Source organism: Streptomyces sp. NPDC055099, assembly GCF_053607685.1.
Window position 1 is genome coordinate 558,136 of the sequence record NZ_JBSGUA010000001.1, and the last position, 19,945, is coordinate 578,080.

Here is a 19,945-nt window from a genome sequence, read left to right on the forward strand (position 1 = left end):
CGCAGGCCGAGACCTCCGGAGACATCTCCGTCGAGCCCTCTCGGCCGGGCCTGCGCGAGCGCAAGAAACAGCGCACCCGTGACGCGCTCCTGCGTGCGGCGCTGGAGCTCTTCACGACCAAGGGGTTCGAGGAGACGACGGTCGACGAGATCGCCGAGGCGGTCGACGTCTCCCAGCGCACGTTCTTCCGGTACTTCGCCAACAAGCAGGAGACCGCCTTCGCCGTACAGGAGATGGTGGAGCGGCGGTTCGTGGAGACGCTGCGTGAACGCCCCGCCGACGAAACCCCGTTCGTGGCGCTGCGCGGTGCCGTCCTCGGAGCCTGGGACGCGATGGGCCGGTCCATCGAAGAGGTCGTTCCGGTCGAACTCCACATGCGGACCTACCAGATGATCGAATCCACCCCCTCCTTGCTCGCCGCGCACCTGCGCCGCTCCATCGAGATGGAGGAGGAGATCGCGTGCGTGATCGCCGAGCGTGAGGGGCTCGACCTGGACACGGACCCCCGACCACGCGTGGTGGTGGCCGCCTTCAGCGGCGTGATGCGCGTCACCGGGCGGCTGTGGGGTGCGGGTGAGGACTCGAGCGTGGAGTCGATCCGCGCGATCACCGAGACATATCTCGACCATCTGGGGCCCGCGTTGACGGATAACTGGCGCTCGAAGTGACGCCGCGCGTGCTCCACGGCGGGTCACTCGTTGGACCGACCCGTCGAACAAATCAACACGTTGGGTAAGTGATTGATGCACCATCAGTAGTGGTACGTCTGGGCGCGCAGCGCACTTGCGCCCTCTACGGAGTGTGACGAAAGCGCCCAAAGTGCGCCCGCTATGCCTCAATTACCCCAGAGGAAACGTGATCTGCCTCACCCGGTGCACGGTAGGCATCACGATTCTCCTAGGGTGTTCCGTAGTGACTTCCTTCGACTCCTCCCCTCAACTCAGCGCCTGGCGCGCACTGCTTGCGCTCGCCGTCGTGTTCGTCATGCTGGCGACCACGGGCTGGACAGCGGTACGCCACCACAAGGACGCCGCATCGCCGCTCGCGGCCTCGCTCTCAGCCTGGGAGCGCGGGCACATCGGTGGACGGGACCTGCCCGACGCCAGTGCCCCGGCCGGCAAGCTCGCCCACTTCTTCGCGTCGCTCAACCCACAGCAGCGCACCCGCCTCGCCACCCGCTATCCCCTTGCGGTCGGCAACATGAACGGTGCCCCCGTAAAGCTGCGATATCGCGCGAACCACATCGCCCTGGGGCAAGCGCGCAAGACCGAGCGACAGCGCATGCACGACAAGCGGCTCTCCCTTCTCGGGCAACAGGAGGCGGAGCGAAGAATGAAGCGCTTCGGCGTGATGATGCGCCCGGGGCGGCAGGTGCTGTCCTTCGACCCCATGGGAACGGGGCGCATCGCCGAGGTCTTCGGCGACCTCGACCGGGCCTCCAGGGTGTCGGTCGTGGTGCCGGGCGTGGACACGAACGTGCTGACGTTCGAGCGGACGAACCGCAAGTACTCGGCGCCCGTCGGCATGGCCAAGGCCCTGTACGGCGCGGAGCACGCGGCGAGCCCACGCGCGCGTACCGCCGTGATCGCCTGGGCCGACTACACCGCGCCCGTCGGGCTCGGAGTGGACGCCGCCACGTCCATGCGTGCGGATGACGGCGCGATCCGGCTCAATGCCCTGGTCCGTGGCCTGCCGGGGCACTCACCCGTCGCGCTGTACTGCCACAGCTACGGCTCGGTGGTGTGCGGGGTCGCGGCACGACAGCTACCCTCGCGTGTTTCCGACATCGCCGTCGCGGGCAGTCCCGGCATGCGCGCGGACACGGCGACACAGCTGGGCACAGGAGCCCGGATCTGGGCCACAAGGGACGGCGACGACTGGATCCAGGATGTGCCAAACATGGAGGTCGGCGGGCTCGGCCACGGTGCCGACCCCGTCTCCCGGGACTTCGGTGCGCGCGTGCTCTCCGCACGCGGCGCGATCGGCCACACCGGCTATTTCGAGCCGGGCACGGAGAGTCTCAAAAACTTCGCCGACATCGGCATCGGTTCGTACCGCTCGGTGCAGTGTGCGAGCGGGGATGACACCTGCCGGAAGGAATTTTCCGGCGCGGCAGTGGCCTGACGCGCGTAGAAATCGACAAAACAGCGGCACGCCGCAGGAGGGACGGAGGCGCGCGTGCCGCCTACGATGAGCCGCATGGGTGACGTACTGGCCGGATTTCATGCCGCCTGGGAGTTCGAGTCCGACTCCGTGCTCATCCGCTTCGAACGGGGGATCCGTACGCCGAAGCTCCTTCAGGCGCTCGGCGAACGCCGCATCCCCCACGAGGCGATCGCGGCGGTGACACTGACTCCTGGCAAGCGCGGGACGGTCGTCCTGCATGCCGTGCCGAGACCGGGGGCCGATCCGCTGATGGAGGCGGCCGCGGGCCAGCTCAAGGACGGCTGCGACCCGTATCGACTCGTGCTGCCCGCCGAGCGGGAGACGCTCGCCGAGTACTACGCGGACGAGTTGCGGGCCCAGCTCGCGGAGAGCGACTGCGGGCCACCGGACCGCTACCTGGTGGCCGCTCCGGAGACTCCGCTGCAGTTCAAGGCGTACGACGGGAAGGCGTCCTTCGACGGCAAGTCGGTGGCGTTCCGGTGGTTCTGGACGGGTGCTTCGTCCGCGAAATGGAAGGCCGGCGACCAGAGCTTCCTCGTCACGGACCTGAGCGGCGTCGAGTGGCGCTCCCCCGAGGTCTTCGAGGGCCATCTGCGGCTGCTGCGCCGTGAGACCCCGGTCGCCCAGCCCGCGCAGGCGGACCAGGATCCGGCGGCCGTCGTGTTCGGCCTCGGATACGGGCCGGTGCACGAGTCGCTGCCGTTCGCCGCGTCGGTGCTCGCCGCGGTGCGGGCGTCGGGCCCGGCCCTGACGCCCGGCACGGTCCCCGTCAGCGCTCCGGTGGCCCGTCGTGACCCGGCGGACATCGCTGAACGCATCCGGCACCTCGGTGAGCTGCACCAGTCCGGTCTGCTCACGGACGAGGAATTCACCATGAAGAAGGCCGAGCTGCTGGCGGAGCTGTGACCTGGCCGAGCTGTCGTTCGGCGGGGCCATGGGCTGCCGGCTCGGGTCATACCTGGGTAGCGCGCGGAGGCTGGTTCGTACCCGGGTATGAGGTGCAGGTCAGCTCCGCGGTACGACGCCGCGGGGCATGCTTCTTGCCTACGCTGATCAGGCCATGAGCACCGCATCGACACCACCTGACCAGGACCCCCGCGCGTCGGCCTCCGAGCCGGAGGGGCGCCGGGGCGCTTCCCGGCGTGCGGCCGCGGGCGTCCGCGAAGGGCTCGGCAAGGCAGGGGCCTTCCTCTCGACGCCCTCGGGGCGGGCGGAGCCACTCCTCGCGCGGGCGCCCAAGCGCTGGATGCGACTGCTCCCCTTGATCCTCGCGCTGGGATTCGTCGCGGCGCTGATCCCGGTCACCACCCAGGTGCTGGCGAACGACTACGGGGTGAGCGGCGGCCTCGCGGGTGCCTTGGGGGTGGCCCAGGCCGCGCCGCTGCTGCTTGCGGTCAGCCGGCCGTTGGCCGCCTGGTGCATCATCATCGTCGCGGACGTCCTCGGGGCGATCGTGACGCTGTCCATGGGCGAGGACCGCCCCGCCCCGTGGACGGCCATGATCATCGTGGGTTACGTGGTCGTGTGTCTTCTGCTGTCCCTGCGCGAGAGCCGCCGCACCCTCCTGGGGATCTGGCTGGTCACCGTCGTGGTGAGCCTCGTGCTCGGTGCGTTCCGCGACGACGGCAGCCAGGACACCAGCGTGCTCCTGATCGTGCTGAGTGGCGGCGCGCTGCTGCTCGGCGCGCTGCTGCGCGAGCGCGGCGACGCGCAGCGCAGACTCGTCGAGCAGGAGACCATCAGCGAGGCCGAGCGCGCCCAGCGCACGCTCCTGGAGGAACGCGCCCGCATCGCCCGGGAGTTGCACGACGTCGTCGCCCACCACATGTCGGTGATCACGGTGCAGGCCGATTCCGCGCCCTATCGCCTCGACGGTCTTCCGGACGCGGCGCGTGAGGAGTTCGGGAGCATCGCGGCCAGCGCCCGTGAATCCCTCACCGAGATGCGTCGGTTGCTCACCGTGCTGCGCAGCGAGGACACACCTGGCGAGCGGTCCCCGCAGCCGGGGCTCAGCCGACTGCCGCATCTGGTGGAGGCCACGGTGCGTGCGGGCATACCGATCGATCTGTCGCGTCCTGAGCTTTCGGTGCTCACCGAGCTGGCCGAGGTCACCCCGGCCGTCGACCTGTCCGCCTACCGCATCGTCCAGGAAGCCCTGTCGAACGTGATGCGGCACGCGCCGGGAGCTCGCACCACCATCACCGTGACCCTGGACGCGGAGCATCTGCTGATCCTCGTGGTCAACGGCCCGCCCACCGAGGCACCCGACTCGTTGGAGCACAGCGGCACAGGTCACGGACTCGTCGGCATGCGCGAACGCGTACGGTTGGTCGGCGGCACGGTCGACGCCGGGCCGCTGCCCGACGGCGGGTTCCGTGTGGCGGCCCAACTCCCACTCCTCAAGAAGGAATCCGGCACCGCATGACCATCCGCGTGATCATCGTCGATGACCAGAACATGGTGCGGGCCGGCTTCGCCGCACTCCTTTCGGCCCAGAGCGACATCGACGTCGTGGGCCAGGCACCGAACGGCAAGGCGGGTGTCGACGTCAGCCGCAGCACCCATCCCGATGTCGTCCTGATGGATGTCCGGATGCCGGAGATGGACGGACTCAACGCGGCACGTGCCCTGTTGGACCCGCCACCCGGAGTGGTGCACGTGCCGAAGGTGCTGATGCTCACCACGTTCGACGTGGACGACTATGTGTACGAGGCACTGCGCGCCGGAGCCTCGGGCTTCCTCCTCAAGGACGCCCCTCCCGCCGATCTGATCTCGGCGGTGCGCGTGGTGGCGGCAGGGGACGCACTGCTCGCTCCGTCCGTGACCCGTCGGCTGATCACGGACTTCGCCAAGCAGCGTCCGCGCACCGACCAGTCGCTGCGACTGAACGGCCTGACGGCGCGTGAGACCGAGGTACTGGCGCTGATCGCGCGCGGTCTGTCCAACCAGGAGATCGCCGAGCGCCTGGTCCTCGCCGAGCAGACCGTGAAGACCCATATCGGCAAGGTGCTGTCCAAGTTGGACCTGCGGGACCGCGCACAGGCCGTGATCTTCGCCTATGAGTCAGGGCTGATCACTCCCGGAGAGCAGTAGAACCCTCTTCCCCATACCGCGGTATGAGCTGCACATACCCCGGTATGACCCGCAAGTTGGCTCCCCAGTGTGAGGTGCCGACGGGCACCGTCTCCCTACTTTTCCCCTCGTCACGCCAGAGCGTGCCACGAGTAGGGGAGGGAGACGGGCCATGCGCCTTCGTTCTTGGAAAGCCCGCGGGAGCTGGAAGACCCGCAGCAAGCGGACACTGGTCGCCGCGGCGCTCACGACGACGATCGTGGCAGGCACGACCGGCTGGGCGGTCGGCAATGAGCAGCAGCCGATCACGGGCCCACCGCCGGGCACACAGGCCTGGCGTGCGGACCATACGTGGGGGGTCCGGCTGCCTGACCCGGCGGCCACGGCCCCCGCCCGGGTCGCCGCGTTCTTCGACTCACTGAGCCAGGCGCAACAGCACAGGCTGGCCGCTCGGCACCCTTCGGTCGTCGGCAACCTGGACGGCGCCCCGGCCTCTCTGCGCTTCGAGGCCAACTCCCTTGCCCTCAAGGCCGAGCGCGCCCGTGAGCAGGCTCGCGAGAACGATCCGGGCCTTACCCAGCAGGACCATGAGCGCTCCCGATCCCTCGCCGCGCGATACGAGGAGCTCCTGGCCCCCGGCCGGCAGATCCTCGCGTTCGACCCGCGCGGAAGGGGGCAAGTAGCGGAGGCTCATGGGGACTTGGCGAAAGCTCGCCACGTATCCGTTGTCGTGCCGGGCTCGGACATAGACCTGAGCACCTTCGACCGCGCGAACGACAAGTACGGCACGCCTGCCGGGATGGCACGCTCCCTGCACGCCGCGGCGGGCGACGACACGGCTGTAGTGGCCTGGGTCGGGTACACCACCCCGGTCGGACTCGGCCCCGACGCCGCGACGGGGCGGCTCGCGCAGGCGGGTGCACCGCGGCTCGCACGGTTCGTGCAGGGCCTGACGGCGACCGGCGCCCCACGTCCCGCCGTGTTCTGCCACAGCTACGGCTCGGTGGTGTGCGGCCTGGCGGCCCCCGAACTCCCGGCGTCCGACCTGGTGGTGCTCGGCTCCCCTGGCATGCGCGCGGACAACGTGGCCGATCTGCGGACCTCCGCCCGTGTATGGGTGGCCAAGGACGACAGCGACTGGATCGGTGACGTGCCGAACGTCGAGCTGTTCGGCCTCGGCCATGGCGAGGACCCGGCCGATCCGGGGTTTGGCGCCCGGCGTGTTCCCGCGGAGCGGGCCGAGGGGCATACCGGCTACTTCGCCCCGGGGACGGACTCCCTCCAAGCCTTCGCTGCCATCGCGGGCACGCCCGCCGACCGCACCCCTGACATCGGCAGCCTCGGCACCATCGGCACCGACGGAAGTGCGCCTTCCGTCGAGGCCCGCCCCATCGGAGAGCGGCCATGAGCCTCAACGCACTGACCAGCCTGCGCACGGCAGCTTCGGCGATCGACGCCAAGACGCCCGCGCATCGAGACCGGGCCATAGACGGGCTGCGAGCGCTCGCCCTGCTCGCCGTGCCGACCGGGCACTGGCTGCTCGGCGGATTCACGCTCGACGCGGGCGGCGCGCTGCACAACGCGAGCCCTCTGGCGTCGTTCGGCTTCTTCGCGCCGCTGAGTTGGGTGCTGCAGATGCTCGGCATCTTCTTCTTGGTGGGCGGCTATGCCTCCGTCCTGTCCTACCGGCGGGCAGCGGCGCGCAGGGAATCGACGAACAGCTGGCTTCACGGGCGTGTGGCGCGTCTTGGACGGCCGGTCCTCGGCGTGACGGCCGTCTGGGCCGCGTTGATCCCCGTGCTGTACGCGATGGGGGTGCCGGGCACGACATTGCGCACGGGGTCCACGCTGGTGATACAGCCGCTGTGGTTCGTGGGGATCTATGCGGTGATCACCGCGCTCACTCCTTGGTGCATCAAGGCCGCCGAGCGGCTAGGTGCATGGGCCGCGGCGCCGCTGCTCGGATCGGTCGCCGTCGTCGACTTCCTGCGCTACGGGCCGTTCGGTGGCGCGATGCCGTCCTGGCTGAGCCTGTTGAATCTGCTGCCCGGCTGGATGTTCGCCTACCAACTGGGCGTCAGTTGGGGCGAGAAGAAGTTGGGCCGGCGCGGGGCGTGGCTGTTGCTCGTCGGCGGAACCGCCCTCTTCGCGGCCCTGCTGTTCGTCTTCCACTATCCGGCGTCGATGGTGGGCGTCCCTGGCGAGGCCCGGACTAACTCCCACCCGCCCTCGCTGCTGGTCCTGGCGCTGGCCGCCGCGCAGAGCGGTGCGGCGATCCTGCTGCGGGATCACATCGGGAAGTTGCTGCGCAGGCCCGCCCTGTGGGCGCCGGTGGTGGTGATCAACCTGTCGGCGATGACGATCCTTTGCTGGCACCAGACCGCGATGCTCGCGGCGGCCGTGCCGGGCTCGTTCCTCGGCGGCACGGTGCCGGGGCTGACGGCGGGCCCGGACACCTGGACCTGGATAGCCGCCCGGATCGCCTGGCTGCCGGTCTTCGGAGGGCTCCTGCTGCTGATAGGCCGCTACACCCGCGGGTTCGAGTCCCCATGGAAGCGCGCCACACCCCCGCGAAGGGCCCTCGCCGGGCTCTTGGCCGCCGGGTTTGCGGTGTTCGCCCTGGGGCTGGCGTGATCGGCGGGATGGGGGGCCCGAGGGGCGGGCTGCGCCCCTCGGGGTGGCCGGTCTGTGGGCTGCCCCTCGGGGTGGCAAGTTCATGGGGTGGGCTGCCCCTCGGGTGGCCGGTCCGTGGGTTACTCGCGGCCCGCCGAGGTGAAGGTCATGTCGGCGTAGCGGTCGCCTGCCACCTGGGTGGCGATGGGGTTCAGGAGAGCGAGGTCGGAGGGGGTGAGTTCGAGATGGGTGGCTGCGGTGTTCTCCTCGACTCGGGTGCGCTTGCGCGTGCCGGGGATGGGGACGACGGCCAGTCCGTGTACCTGCGCCTGCTGTTGGACCCAGGCCAGGGCTACCTGGCCGAGGCTCGCGCCATGGGCTTCGGCGACGGTGCGGACGGGTTCGAGGAGGGCCGCGTTGGCGGCGGCGTTGTCTCCCGTGAAGCGGGGCTGCTGGCGGCGGAAGTCGTCCTTGCCGAGTTCCTTGTCGGCGCTGACGAACGAGCCGGTGAGGAAGCCACGGCCGAGCGGGGAGTAGGGGACGAGGCCGACACCGAGTTCGGCGGCGGCGGGGACCACGCCCCGCTCGATGTCACGGCTGAAGAGCGACCACTCCGACTGGAGGGCGGCGATGGGATGGACGGCGTGGGCGGCGCGGAGTTCGGGGCCGGTGACCTCGCTGAGGCCGAGGTGCTTGACCTTGCCGGCGGCGACGAGTTCGGCCATCACGCCGACCGTTTCCTCGATCGGCACCTGGGGGTCGCGGCGGTGCATGTAGTAGACGTCGATGACGTCCACGTCCAGGCGCTGGAGGCTGGCGTCGACGCAGGCGCGGATGTAGGCGGGGTCGTTGTTGATGATCCGCTTGGTCGAGTCGTTCGGGTCGATGGCCAGGGCGAACTTGGTGGCGAGGATGACCTCGTCGCGGTGGGCCTTGAGGAAGGGGGCGAGGAACTTCTCGTTCTCACCGGCGGCGTAGGCGTCGGCGGTGTCGTAGAAGGTGACGCCCAGTTCGAGGGCTCGTTCCAGGGTCGCGCGGGCCTCTTCGGCGTCGGTGGGGCCGTAGGCGAAGCTCATGCCCATGCAGCCGAGTCCCTGGACGCCGACTTCGGGGCCGCCTGTGCCGAGCTGCACCTTCGCGATCGATTCGGGCGTCCCGCCGAGGGCTCCGGTTGCCGTGGGGGGCTTGGGTGTCTCTGAGGTCATCGGTGTCAGTGCCTCTCCGACGCCGGGCGGGCGTCAGCGTAAAAGTTGATCTTGTAGTCGAGCACGGCGAGCGTGTCCTGCAGTTCCGCGATGCGGGTGCGGACGTCGCGGCGGGTCTGTTCGAGGAGCTCGTGGCGCTCGGTGAAGGTGTGGTCGCCCTCGCGCACCAGCTCGGCGTAGCGGACCATGTCCGCCACCGGCATGCCGGTCAGGCGGAGCTTGCCGACGAAGGTGAGCCAGTCCAGGTCGCGGTTGCGGTAGCGGCGCTGGCCCGTGTGGGAGCGGTCGATGTGCGGCATCAGGCCGATCCGCTCGTACCAGCGCAGGGTGTGTGCGGTCAGGCCGATGAAGGCGACGACCTCGCTGATCGTGTAGTGGTCCTGGCCGTTCGGGCGAGGGTGCGTGGTGGGTGCCGAGGCGCAGGCGTCAGCCCTGGTGCCGGTGCCAGTGCCGGTAGCGGTGCCAGCGCCAGTAGCGGCGGCGGTTTCGGTGCTGCCGGGGGCGCCTGGGGGCGCTTCGGTCACGCCCTGCGCGGGGCCCTTTGTTCGGGTGGTCTCGGTCTCCATCACCGTCATGACCACCACGCTAGAACCTTGGAGTGCGCTCTAAGCAAGCGGAACCGGGAGGAAATATGTGACGGAAACAAACCCTCGGAAAAACGGGGGACGCTGCTTCCCGCGGTGGTTACGGTGCCGATCATGAGTGTTGTGCGACGCGCCACGCCAGATGATGCCGAGGAACTGATCAGGTTGCGGCAGGTGATGATCGACTCGATCTTCGCCACCGGCTCGGCCGCCGCCGTCGAGTCCGACACCGGCTGGCATGCCGAGTCCCTGCCCATTGTCCGGAACAAACTGGCCGATCAGGACGGCGACTTCGTCGCCTTCGTCGTCGACCGGCCGGACCGGCCCGGCAAGCTCGCGGCGCTGGTGGTGGGAACGCTGGACTACCGCATCGGACGGGCGGGCAATCCGCGGGGCGTCATCGGCCATGTGTTCAGCGTGGCCACCGACCCGGACCAGCGGCGGCGTGGGTATGCGCGGGCGTGCATGGAGGTGCTGCTCGACTGGTTCCGGCAGCGGGGTGCGGGGAGTGTGGATCTCAACGCGTCGGCGGAGGCCGAGCCGCTGTACGCCTCGCTCGGGTTCGTGCGCAAGCCTGACCCCTCGATGCGGCGGAGCCTGTGAGGCGCATAGGCTCGTGGGCATGCAGAGCCTGGCGTTGATCGAGAACTGGCCGGTCCCCACCGCTGCCGCCGCCGTCGTGCGCGCGGACGGCACGGTCGTCGGGAAGCACGGACCCACCGGGCACCGTTTCGCGCTCGCTTCGGTCACCAAGCCGCTGGCGGCGTACGCGGTGCTGGTGGCGTACGAGGAGGGGGCGGTCGAGCTCGATGAGCCCGCCGGGCCCGAGGGTTCGACGGTGCGGCATCTTCTTGCGCACACGAGTGGTCTCGCGTTCGACGAGCACCGGGTGACGGCGCCCGCCGGAACGCGGCGGCTGTACTCGAACTCCGGGTTCGAGGTGCTCGGGGATCACATCGCCAAGGCGACGGACATTCCCTTCGGGGAGTATCTGCGGCAGGCCGTGCTGGAGCCGCTCGGGATGACGTCCACCACGCTCGACGGAGAGGCCTCGCCCGCCAAGGACGGGGTGTCCACCGTCGACGACCTGGTGAAGTTCGCCGCCGAGGTGCAGGCGCCGCGGTTGCTCGACGCGCGGACGGTGAGCGAGGCGATGTCCGTGGCGTATCCGGGGCTCAAGGGTGTGCTTCCCGGGTACGGGCATCAGAGTCCCAACGACTGGGGGCTCGGGTTCGAGATCCGGGACTCGAAGTCGCCGCACTGGACGGGGAGTTCCTCGTCGCCGCGGACGTTCGGGCACTTCGGGCAGGCGGGGACGTTCCTCTGGGTCGATCCCGATGCGGGGGCGGCGTGTGTCGCTCTGGCGGATCGGGCGTTCGGGCCGTGGGCCGTCGAGGCGTGGCCTCCGTTCACGGACGCGGTGCTTTCCGAACTCTGAGGGGTCGCTCGCGCTTTGCGGGGGCCTGGCCTGGCTTCAGCTGTGCCCGGCGGTTGCTGCGTGCCGTGCCGCCGCACTGCCTTGTGCCGCGCCCCGCGTCCCAGTTGCCGCAAGGAGCGTTTCCGCAGCCCGGCGGGAGCGGGGTGCTGCCGCTGTGCCCACCCGTGCCGCCCCAGCGGCACGACTGCCCACAGCGGCAGCGGCAGCGACAGCGGCAGCCGCAGAGGAGGCGCCCCCGAAGCGGCACGACTCCCCCAGCGGCATGCGCGCAGCCTCAGCCCCCGCCCGTCATCTCCCACACCAGCAGTTCCGCCGTGCCCCCGGGTCCCGCTACTGCCTCCAGGCCCTCGGCGTCCGTGATGCGGGCCGCGTCGCCCTGGGTCAGGGTTTCGGTGGCCACGTGGACTTCGCCGCGTACGACGTGGACGTACGCGAAGGGGGCGTCCGGGATGGCGGTGCGCTCGCCCGCGGCGAGCCTGCGGACGTGCAGGAGCGCGCCCGCGGCCGGGACCGCGTACGGAGTGGAGTCCGCGATGCCGTGGACCACCTCGTAGGCCGGGTCGCCGCCGGGACTGAGCGGGGAAAGCCACATCTGCACGAAGACCAACGGGTCGTCGCCGTCGTTGCGTTCCACATGCCGGACGCCGCCGGCCGCGCTCAGGTGCTGGACGTCGCCGGGGCGGACCACCGAGGCATGCCCCGCCGAGTCGCGGTGCGTCAGTTCGCCCTCGACCACCCAGGTCACGATCTCGGTGTGGCTGTGCGGGTGTTCGTCGAAGCCCGCGCCGGGCGCCAGACGCTCTTCGTTGCAGGCCAGGACCGCGCCGAAGCGGAGGTTGTCCGGGTCGTAGTGCGGCCCGAAGGAGAAGGCGTGGAAGGTCTCGACACCGGCGCCGGGCTCCCCGCCGCGGTACCGGCCTCCGGAGCGCCGTACATCAATCACACACCCCACGTTAGACCCGGCACCGCACTCCCCCGTCCCGATAAGGCAGTCTTGTCCCCGTGCCCGAACCTTCTGCGAACGAAGCCCGCCAGGACGCCCATCAGGCAGCCCACGAGGAAGCCGCGCGCCACGAGGAAGCCGCTCGTCAGGACGCACACCGGAAGGCTCACGCGCACTCAGCCACGCTGAAGCGCCTCGAACAGTCATCCGGCAGCCTCGCGGCGCAGGCCATCGCGCGCATGGACGAGACGCTGTCCTGGTACCGGGCCATGCCTCCCGAGAACCGGTCGTGGATCGGTCTGGTCGCGCAGGCCGGTATCGCCGCGTTCACCGAGTGGTTCCGGCATCCGGACGCGCCACAGGCGATCTCCACCGATGTCTTCGGGACCGCACCCCGCGAGCTGACCAGGGCGATCACCCTGCGCCAGACCGTGGAGATGGTGCGTACGACGATCGAGGTCATGGAGTCGGCGGTCGACGAGATCGCGGCGCCGGGAGACGAATCCATCCTTCGCGAGGCGCTCCTCGTGTACGCCCGCGAGATCGCCTTCGCCACGGCGCAGGTCTACGCGCAGGCCGCCGAGGCACGCGGTGCCTGGGACGCCCGCCTCGAGTCCCTCGTCGTGAACGCGGTGCTCTCCGGAGAGGCCGACGAGGGGGCGGTGAGCAGGGCCGCGGCGCTCGGCTGGAACTCCCCCGAGCACGTCTGCGTCGTTCTCGGCACCGCGCCCGACGGCGACAGCGAACTCACCGTCGAGGCCATCCGCCGCGCCGCGCGGCACGCCAAGCTGCAGGTCCTGACCGGTGTGCTCGGCGACCGTCTTGTCGTCATCGCGGGTGGCAGCGACAATCCGCTGCAGGTCGCCAAGGGTCTGATCGGCCCGTACGCGGCCGGACCCGTCGTCGCCGGGCCCATCGTCCCCGACCTGCTGGCCGCCACCCGGTCCGCGCAAGCCGCGGCCGCCGGGCTCAAGGCCTGTGCCGCCTGGCAGGACGCCCCGCGCCCCGTCCTGGCGGACGATCTCCTGCCGGAGCGCGCGATCGCGAGCGATCCCGCCGCGCGCGAGCAGTTGGTGGAGGAGATCTACAGACCACTGGAGGAAGCCGGCTCCGCGCTCCTGGAGACGCTCAGCGTCTATCTGGAACAGGCCAGCAGTCTCGAAGGCGCGGCCCGGATGCTCTTCGTGCACCCCAACACCGTGCGCTACCGGCTGCGACGTGTGACTGACGTCACCGGCTGGTCACCCTCCGATGTGCGCTCCGCATTCACGCTGCGGATCGCGCTGATCCTGGGGCGTCTGGCCGACGGAGATCTCCAACCGTAGGATTTTGTCGGGCCTCTACAATTCCCCCAGCGGTTCTTCGTCCCTGTCCCCACGGGCGGCTTCTACCGTCCACAAGAGAGAGTGTGAGAGTGCTCGTACTCGTCGCTCCCGGCCAAGGCGCTCAGACGCCCGGCTTCCTGACCCCCTGGCTCGACCTCCCCGGTGCGGCCGACCGCATCGGTGCCTGGTCGGACGCCATCGGGCTCGACCTTGCCCACTACGGCACGCAGGCCGACGCGGACGCGATCCGCGACACCGCCGTGGCCCAGCCCCTGCTTGTGGCCGCCGGTCTGCTGTCGGCCGCGGCACTCAGTGACGCCCTCGCCGCGCACAAGCCCGGCGCGGTCGCGGGACACAGCGTCGGCGAGATCACCGCCGCCGCGTACGCCGGTGTGCTCACCGAGGAGGCCGCCCTCGGCCTCGTGCGCAAGCGCGGTCTGGCCATGGCCGACGCCGCCGCGATCACGGAGACCGGCATGGCGGCGCTGCTCGGCGGCGACCCCGAGGTCACCATCCCGCACCTGGAGAAGCTCGGCCTGACGCCGGCGAACGTGAACGGCGCGGGCCAGATCGTCGCCGCCGGCACCGCCGAGCAGATCGCGGCGCTCGCCGAGGACAAGCCCGAAGGCGTCCGCCGCGTCGTACCGTTGAAGGTGGCGGGCGCGTTCCACACGCACCACATGGCACCCGCGGTCGCCACACTCGAAGAGGCCGCCAAGGCCCTCGACCCGGCCGACCCGAAGCTCACGTACGTCTCGAACCGCGACGGCCAGGCCGTGGCGACCGGCGCGGACGTCGTGTCCCGCCTGGTCGGCCAGGTGGCCAACCCGGTGCGCTGGGACCTCTGCATGGAGACGTTCAAGGACCTGGGCGCCACGGCACTGATCGAGCTGTGCCCCGGTGGCACGCTGACCGGCCTCGCCAAGCGCGCCCTGCCCGGGGTGCGCACGGTGGCCCTGAAGACCCCCGACGACCTCGACGCCGCATCTGAGCTCATCGCCGACACCGCATCCGCCGCCGACGCGGCGGGTGCCTGAGAAGGAGCCAGGAGAGCATGTCGAAGATCAAGCCCAGTAAGGGCGCCCCGTACGCGCGCATCATGGGTGTCGGCGGCTACCGCCCGACCCGTGTCGTGCCCAACGAGGTGATCCTCGAGACGATCGACTCGTCCGACGAGTGGATCCGCTCCCGCTCCGGCATCGCGACCCGCCACTGGGCCTCCGACGAGGAGACCGTGGCCGCGATGTCCGTCGAGGCCTCCGGCAAGGCGATCGCCGACGCGGGCATCGCCCCGGAGCAGATCGGCGCGGTCGTCGTCTCGACCGTCTCGCACTTCAAGCAGACCCCGGCCATCGCGACCGAGATCGCGGACAAGATCGGCGCGGGCAAGCCCGCCGCCTTCGACATCTCCGCCGGCTGCGCGGGCTTCGGCTACGGCCTGACGCTCGCCAAGGGCATGATCACCGACGGCTCCGCGGAGTACGTCCTGGTCATCGGCGTCGAGCGGCTGAGCGACCTGACCGACCTGGAGGACCGCGCGACGGCCTTCCTGTTCGGTGACGGCGCGGGCGCCGTGATCGTCGGTCCCGCCACCGAGCCGCAGATCGGTCCCACCGTCTGGGGCAGCGAGGGCGACAAGTCCGAGACCATCAAGCAGACCGTGGCGTGGAACGACCTGCACGTCGGCGATGTCTCGAAGCTGCCTCTCGACAGCAAGGGCAACATCAAGTTCCCTGCGATCACGCAGGAGGGCCAGGCGGTCTTCCGCTGGGCCGTGTTCGAGATGGCGAAGGTCGCCCAGCAGGCGCTGGACGCGGCCGGAATCACCGCGGACGACCTGGATGTCTTCATCCCGCACCAGGCCAACGAGCGGATCATCGACTCGATGGTGAAGACTCTGAAACTGCCGGAACACGTCACGGTCGCCCGTGACGTGCGCACCACCGGCAACACGTCGGCAGCCTCGATCCCGCTCGCGATGGAGCGGCTTCTGGCCACCGGCGAGGCGAAGAGCGGCGACACCGCGCTTGTCATCGGCTTCGGGGCGGGTCTCGTGTACGCCGCCACGGTCGTTACCCTCCCCTAGGCATGACGTCCGGATCATCCGATCCGTACGGCTGTAAACCAACCTGCCGCTGCCGCGGCGGGCGCCACACCCTCTGGATACATAGAAGGAGCGCCAAATGGCCGCCACTGAGAAGGAGATCGTTGACGGTCTCGCCGAGATCGTGAACGAGATCGCCGGCATCCCGGTCGAGGACGTCCAGCTGGACAAGTCCTTCACCGACGACCTGGACGTCGACTCGCTGTCCATGGTCGAGGTCGTCGTCGCAGCCGAAGAGCGCTTCGACGTCAAGATCCCGGACGACGACGTCAAGAACCTCAAGACGGTCGGCGACGCGACCAGCTACATCCTCAAGCACCAGGCCGCCTGACCAGGCTGCTCTGCTGTCGCCACCCGGCGGTGGCGCCGCTGATCCCCTCAACACCGTGGAGAAATTTCCTGTGAACTCGACCAATCGCACCGTGGTCGTCACCGGTATCGGCGCAACCACACCGCTGGGTGGCGACGCAGCCTCGACCTGGGAAGGTCTGCTCGCGGGCCGTTCCGGTGTACGCCTTCTCGAGCAGGACTGGGCGGCCGAGCTTCCGGTCCGTATCGCGGGCCAGATCGCGGTCGAGCCGGGCGAGGTCATTCCCCGCCCGCAGGCCCGCAAGCTGGACCGTTCGGCGCAGTTCGCGCTGATCGCGGCCAAGGAGGCCTGGGCCGACGCGGGTTACACCGCGAAGGCCGGCGAGGACACGTCCGTCGACCCGCACCGCCTGGGCGCGGTCATCGCCTCCGGCATCGGCGGCGTGACGACCCTGCTCGACCAGTACGACGTGCTCAAGGAGAAGGGCGTACGCCGCGTCTCCCCGCACACCGTGCCGATGCTGATGCCCAACTCGCCGTCGGCCAACGTCGGCATCGAGCTGGGCGCCCACGCGGGTGTGCACACCCCCGTGTCGGCGTGCGCCTCGGGCGCCGAGGCCATCGGCTACGCGATCGAGATGATCCGCACCGGCCGCGCCGACGTCGTCGTCGCGGGTGGCACGGAGGCCGCGATCCACCCGCTGCCGATCGTCGCGTTCGGCAACATGATGGCGATGTCCAAGAACAACGACGACCCGGCTGGCGCCTCGCGTCCCTACGACGTCGACCGCAACGGCTTCGTGCTCGGCGAGGGCGCCGGCGTGATCATCCTCGAGTCCGAGGAGCACGCCAAGGCCCGCGGCGCGAAGATCTACGCGGAGGCTGTCGGCCAGGGCATCTCGGCCGACGCCCACCACATCACGCAGCCCGAGCCGTCCGGCAACGGCATCGCGGCGGCGCTGCAGAACCTCGTCGACGGCACGGACCTCAAGCCCGCCGAGATCGTGCACGTGAACGCGCACGCGACCTCGACGCCGCAGGGTGACGTCGCCGAGATCAAGGCGCTGCGCAAGGCGTTCGGCGACGACGTGGACCACATGGCGATCGCCTCCACGAAGTCGATGACCGGTCACCTGCTCGGTGGCGCGGGCGGCGTGGAGACCGTGGCCACGGTTCTCGCGCTGAAGCACCGCATGGCCCCGCCGACGATCAACATCGAGAACCTCGACCCCGAGGTCGACGCGGACATCATCCGCGACGAGGCCCGCGCACTGCCCGAGGGCAGGATCGCGGCGCTGAACGACTCGTTCGGCTTCGGCGGCCACAACGTGGTGCTCGCGTTCAGGACCGTCTGAGCAGTCACCCGTCATTGACGAAGGGCCCCCACCGCTCGGTGGGGGCCCTTCGTCGTACGAGACGGAGCCAGGTCAGACGACCTGGTGCAGCCAGCGGACCGGGGCGCCCTCGCCCGCGTACCGGAAAGGTTCGAGCTCGTCGTCCCAGGGCTTGCCGAGCAGCTTGGCCAGCTCGCCCTCCAGGTCGCTCTCGCCGCCCTGGGAGCGGGCCAGTGCGGCGCGCAGGCGGTCCTCCGGGATCAGGATGTCGCCGTGGATGCCGGTGACGGCGTGGAAGATCCCGAGGTCGGGCGTGGCGCTGTACCGCTCGCCCTCGGCCGTGGGGCACGGCTCGGACGTGACCTCGAAGCGCAGCAGCTGCCAGCCGCGCAGGGCCGAGGCGAGTTTGGACGCGGTGCCCACCGAGCCACGCCAGGAGAACTCGGATCTCCAGCTGCCGGGCGCCGCGGGCTGCCTGATCCAGTCGAGGTTGACGCGCGCGCCGAGTACGCCCGCGACTGCCCATTCGACGTGCGGACACAGCGCGCGCGGTGCGGAGTGCACGTAAAGAACTCCACGTGTCGTCACCGGGACCTCCAGTGTGGGTCGAGGTTCGCCTTCCCCAGCGGCCTCGCGCCCGTGCCGAGCGTTGTCGCCCTGAATTCGGGAAACTCCCGAAAACGGGACAGATGTGACGTGATGTAATTTAGCGGAACCGGAAGAACAGGGTGCCACTGGGTGGCGAGGCTACCGTGCGGTGGAACAAGGAGTGTGACGTACGGTCGGTCCCAAGGCCAGGAATCGCCCAGGCTTCACCCGGCCGGGGGTCTGTGGGGGCGCGGTCGGCCTACGGCAGTGGATCGGTCTACGGCAACAGAGGGGGACCCGGGATGCGGAACCGAAGGCACCGCTCGCGTGCCGCCGTCGCCATGGCGACGGCGGTTCTTCTTGGCGCCACCGCGCTCACGGCGTGTGACGCCTCCGGCGGCGACTCCCCCGCGCCCCAGGGACCATCCGCCACCAAGCCGTCCCCCAAGCCCACTCCGGTCTGGGACACGAGCCCGGACTCCCTGGCGGCCGTCGGCGACTCCATCACCCGCGGTTTCGACGCCTGCTCGGTGCTCGCCGACTGCCCCGAGGCGTCCTGGGCGACCGGCACGGACTCCGAGGTACGCAGCCTCGCCACCCGGCTCCTGGGCAAGGAGCGGGCCGCCGGGCACAGCTGGAACCACGCGAAGACCGGCGCCCGTATGGCGGACCTCCCCGCCCAGGTCGAGCAGGCCGCGGCGCGGCGGCCCGAGCTGATCACGGTGATGGTGGGCGCGAACGACGCGTGCCGGCCCACCGTGGACTCCATGACGCCGGTCGCCGAGTTCCGCGCGGACTTCGAGGAGGCGATGCGCACGCTGCGGCGTGAGCTTCCCAAGACGCAGGTGTACGTGACCTCCGTGCCGGACCTGAAGCGGCTCTGGTCCCAGGGGCGCACCAACGCGCTGGGCAAGCAGATCTGGAAGCTGGGCATCTGCGCCTCGATGCTGGCGGACCCGGACGCGCGGGACGCGGCAGCGACGCAGCGGCGGGCGAACGTGCAGAGCCGCGTGGTCGCGTACAACGACGTGCTCAAGGACGTGTGCGCCAAGGACCTGCGCTGCCGGTACGACGGCGGGGCGGTCTTCGACTACCGCTTCGACGGCGACCAGTTGAGCCGGTGGGACTGGTTCCACCCCAGCAAGGACGGCCAGTCGAGGCTCGCCGAGCTGGCCTACCGGCAGGTGAAGGCCAAGAATCCCAAGGCTCCCGGGGCCTGAGGTCACAGCTTCCCGGCGTAGGGTCGCGATCATGCGCAGTGAACTCTTCGGGGCACTCCCCGACGGCACGCCCGTCCATCGCTGGACCCTGGAAAGGGGCGGGGTGCGGGTACGCGTCCTGACGTACGGCGGGATCGTCCAGTCGGCGGAAGTTCCCGACCGGTCGGGGCGGCGCGAGCCGGTGGCGCTCGGCTTCGACGGCCTCCAGGGCTATCTCGACCATCCAGGGCCGTACTTCGGGGCGCTGGTGGGACGGTACGCGAACCGGATCGCGGGCGGCCGGTTCACGCTCGACGACCGGGCGTACCGGTTGGAGCGGAACGACGGGCCCAACGCGCTGCACGGCGGCGCGGCCGGTTTCGACAAGCGGGTGTGGGACGCGGCGGAGGTCGAGCACGGGGTGCGGCTCTCCCGGGTGAGTCCGGACGGCGAGGAGGGCTATCCCGGGCGGCTCGCGGTGTCGGTGACGTACTCGCTGGACGCGTCGGGCGCGCTGCGGATCGCGTACGAGGCGACGACGGACGCCCCGACGGTCGTGAACCTCACCAACCACACGTACTGGAACCTCGCGGGTGCCGGGAGCGGCAGCGCGGGCGGGCACGAGCTGCGGATCGACGCGGCGCGCATCACGCCGACGGACGGGGCGCAGATTCCCACGGGGGTCTACGAGGACGTCGAGGGAACGCGGTTCGACTTCCGCCAGGCGCGGAAGGTCGGGGCCGGGATCGACCACAACTACGTGCTCGACAAGGGGCTCACCGCGCGGCCCGTCGAGGTGGCCGAGCTGAGCGATCCGGCGTCCGGGCGCGTGCTGACCGTGGCGACGACGGAGCCGGGCCTCCAGCTCTACACGGCGGACCACTTCGAGGAGCCGCTGCCGTTCGGCCCGGGGGACGGGGTCGCCCTGGAGACACAGCACTTCCCCGACTCCCCCAACCGGCCGGAGTTTCCGGGGACGGTGCTGCGGCCGGGTGGGGTGTACGAGTCGGAGACGGTGTACGGCTTCGCCGTGCGCTAGCGGCTTTCCGCGCGTCGGCGCACCGG

Annotated in this window: 20 protein-coding genes; 16 read left to right on the forward strand and 4 right to left on the reverse strand. The window is 70.3% G+C overall.

The annotated features are described in order from the left end of the window. Nucleotides 1-23: 23 nt before the first annotated feature. The 7 genes from ACWFRU_RS02535 (at nucleotide 24) to ACWFRU_RS02565 (ending at nucleotide 7,872) form a co-directional block, all read left to right on the forward strand. Complete coding sequence (locus tag ACWFRU_RS02535) at nucleotides 24-668, forward strand: TetR/AcrR family transcriptional regulator (protein ID WP_453684503.1); 645 nt, start codon at nucleotides 24-26, stop codon at nucleotides 666-668. A 244-nt stretch (nucleotides 669-912) separates the two neighbouring features. Beyond that, on the forward strand, nucleotides 913-2,124 hold the full coding sequence (locus tag ACWFRU_RS02540; RefSeq protein WP_453683921.1) for an alpha/beta hydrolase: 1,212 nt from the start codon (nucleotides 913-915) through the stop codon (nucleotides 2,122-2,124). A gap of 66 nt (nucleotides 2,125-2,190) precedes the next feature. After that, nucleotides 2,191-3,072: a DUF4429 domain-containing protein gene (locus ACWFRU_RS02545; RefSeq protein ID WP_453684505.1), complete on the forward strand. Its 882-nt coding sequence runs from the start codon at nucleotides 2,191-2,193 to the stop codon at nucleotides 3,070-3,072. A 154-nt stretch (nucleotides 3,073-3,226) separates the two neighbouring features. Beyond that, the gene (locus ACWFRU_RS02550) at nucleotides 3,227-4,591 is read left to right on the forward strand and encodes a sensor histidine kinase (protein ID WP_453683922.1); all 1,365 of its coding nucleotides are present in this window, start codon (nucleotides 3,227-3,229) and stop codon (nucleotides 4,589-4,591) included. Beyond that, on the forward strand, nucleotides 4,588-5,259 hold the full coding sequence (locus tag ACWFRU_RS02555; RefSeq protein WP_453683924.1) for a response regulator: 672 nt from the start codon (nucleotides 4,588-4,590) through the stop codon (nucleotides 5,257-5,259). The genes ACWFRU_RS02550 and ACWFRU_RS02555 overlap by 4 nt, the downstream gene beginning before the upstream one ends. Before the next feature lie 151 nt (nucleotides 5,260-5,410). Then, nucleotides 5,411-6,646: an alpha/beta hydrolase gene (locus tag ACWFRU_RS02560; protein ID WP_453683925.1), complete on the forward strand. Its 1,236-nt coding sequence runs from the start codon at nucleotides 5,411-5,413 to the stop codon at nucleotides 6,644-6,646. Further along, a complete protein-coding gene (locus ACWFRU_RS02565) occupies nucleotides 6,643-7,872 on the forward strand; it encodes an acyltransferase family protein (protein WP_453683927.1) in 1,230 nt (409 codons plus the stop codon). The genes ACWFRU_RS02560 and ACWFRU_RS02565 overlap by 4 nt, the downstream gene beginning before the upstream one ends. A gap of 119 nt (nucleotides 7,873-7,991) precedes the next feature. Here the strand turns inward: ACWFRU_RS02565 and ACWFRU_RS02570 are convergent, their stop codons facing one another. Further along, the gene (locus tag ACWFRU_RS02570) at nucleotides 7,992-9,056 is read right to left on the reverse strand and encodes an aldo/keto reductase (protein WP_453683929.1); all 1,065 of its coding nucleotides are present in this window, start codon (nucleotides 9,054-9,056) and stop codon (nucleotides 7,992-7,994) included. A 5-nt stretch (nucleotides 9,057-9,061) separates the two neighbouring features. After that, nucleotides 9,062-9,631, reverse strand: a complete 570-nt coding sequence (locus ACWFRU_RS02575) for a MerR family transcriptional regulator (RefSeq protein WP_453683930.1) — start codon at nucleotides 9,629-9,631, stop codon at nucleotides 9,062-9,064. Between the two features lie 123 nt (nucleotides 9,632-9,754). Between ACWFRU_RS02575 and ACWFRU_RS02580 the strand changes: the two genes are divergently transcribed. Together ACWFRU_RS02580 and ACWFRU_RS02585 are read left to right on the forward strand one after the other, a co-directional pair. After that, on the forward strand, nucleotides 9,755-10,243 hold the full coding sequence (locus ACWFRU_RS02580) for a GNAT family N-acetyltransferase (protein ID WP_453683932.1): 489 nt from the start codon (nucleotides 9,755-9,757) through the stop codon (nucleotides 10,241-10,243). 19 nt (nucleotides 10,244-10,262) lie between these two features. Further along, a complete protein-coding gene (locus tag ACWFRU_RS02585) occupies nucleotides 10,263-11,078 on the forward strand; it encodes a serine hydrolase domain-containing protein (RefSeq protein WP_453683933.1) in 816 nt (271 codons plus the stop codon). A gap of 274 nt (nucleotides 11,079-11,352) precedes the next feature. Here the strand turns inward: ACWFRU_RS02585 and ACWFRU_RS02590 are convergent, their stop codons facing one another. Further along, on the reverse strand, nucleotides 11,353-12,021 hold the full coding sequence (locus tag ACWFRU_RS02590) for a pirin family protein (protein ID WP_453683935.1): 669 nt from the start codon (nucleotides 12,019-12,021) through the stop codon (nucleotides 11,353-11,355). A 185-nt stretch (nucleotides 12,022-12,206) separates the two neighbouring features. On the opposite strand from ACWFRU_RS02590, the gene fasR reads away from it, so the two are divergent. The 5 genes from fasR to fabF all read left to right on the forward strand — a co-directional run bounded on the left by fasR (nucleotide 12,207) and on the right by fabF (nucleotide 17,114). Continuing rightward, nucleotides 12,207-13,346, forward strand: coding sequence for a fatty acid biosynthesis transcriptional regulator FasR (gene fasR, locus ACWFRU_RS02595; RefSeq protein WP_361822989.1), 1,140 nt, complete (start codon nucleotides 12,207-12,209; stop codon nucleotides 13,344-13,346). Nucleotides 13,347-13,435: 89 nt separating this feature from the next. Next, nucleotides 13,436-14,383, forward strand: a complete 948-nt coding sequence (locus tag ACWFRU_RS02600; protein WP_453683937.1) for an ACP S-malonyltransferase — start codon at nucleotides 13,436-13,438, stop codon at nucleotides 14,381-14,383. Between the two features lie 17 nt (nucleotides 14,384-14,400). Next, complete coding sequence (locus ACWFRU_RS02605) at nucleotides 14,401-15,432, forward strand: beta-ketoacyl-ACP synthase 3 (RefSeq protein ID WP_453643128.1); 1,032 nt, start codon at nucleotides 14,401-14,403, stop codon at nucleotides 15,430-15,432. A 97-nt stretch (nucleotides 15,433-15,529) separates the two neighbouring features. Beyond that, on the forward strand, nucleotides 15,530-15,781 hold the full coding sequence (locus ACWFRU_RS02610) for an acyl carrier protein (protein ID WP_453683939.1): 252 nt from the start codon (nucleotides 15,530-15,532) through the stop codon (nucleotides 15,779-15,781). A gap of 70 nt (nucleotides 15,782-15,851) precedes the next feature. Continuing rightward, the gene (fabF, locus tag ACWFRU_RS02615) at nucleotides 15,852-17,114 is read left to right on the forward strand and encodes a beta-ketoacyl-ACP synthase II (RefSeq protein ID WP_453683941.1); all 1,263 of its coding nucleotides are present in this window, start codon (nucleotides 15,852-15,854) and stop codon (nucleotides 17,112-17,114) included. A gap of 72 nt (nucleotides 17,115-17,186) precedes the next feature. Here the strand turns inward: fabF and ACWFRU_RS02620 are convergent, their stop codons facing one another. After that, nucleotides 17,187-17,681, reverse strand: coding sequence for a DUF3145 domain-containing protein (locus tag ACWFRU_RS02620; RefSeq protein ID WP_453683942.1), 495 nt, complete (start codon nucleotides 17,679-17,681; stop codon nucleotides 17,187-17,189). Between the two features lie 302 nt (nucleotides 17,682-17,983). Between ACWFRU_RS02620 and ACWFRU_RS02625 the strand changes: the two genes are divergently transcribed. Together ACWFRU_RS02625 and ACWFRU_RS02630 are read left to right on the forward strand one after the other, a co-directional pair. Further along, the gene (locus ACWFRU_RS02625; protein ID WP_453683944.1) at nucleotides 17,984-18,901 is read left to right on the forward strand and encodes an SGNH/GDSL hydrolase family protein; all 918 of its coding nucleotides are present in this window, start codon (nucleotides 17,984-17,986) and stop codon (nucleotides 18,899-18,901) included. A 31-nt stretch (nucleotides 18,902-18,932) separates the two neighbouring features. Beyond that, entirely contained in the window at nucleotides 18,933-19,919 is a 987-nt protein-coding gene (locus ACWFRU_RS02630; protein WP_453683946.1) for an aldose epimerase family protein, read from the forward strand. Nucleotides 19,920-19,945: the final 26 nt, after the last annotated feature.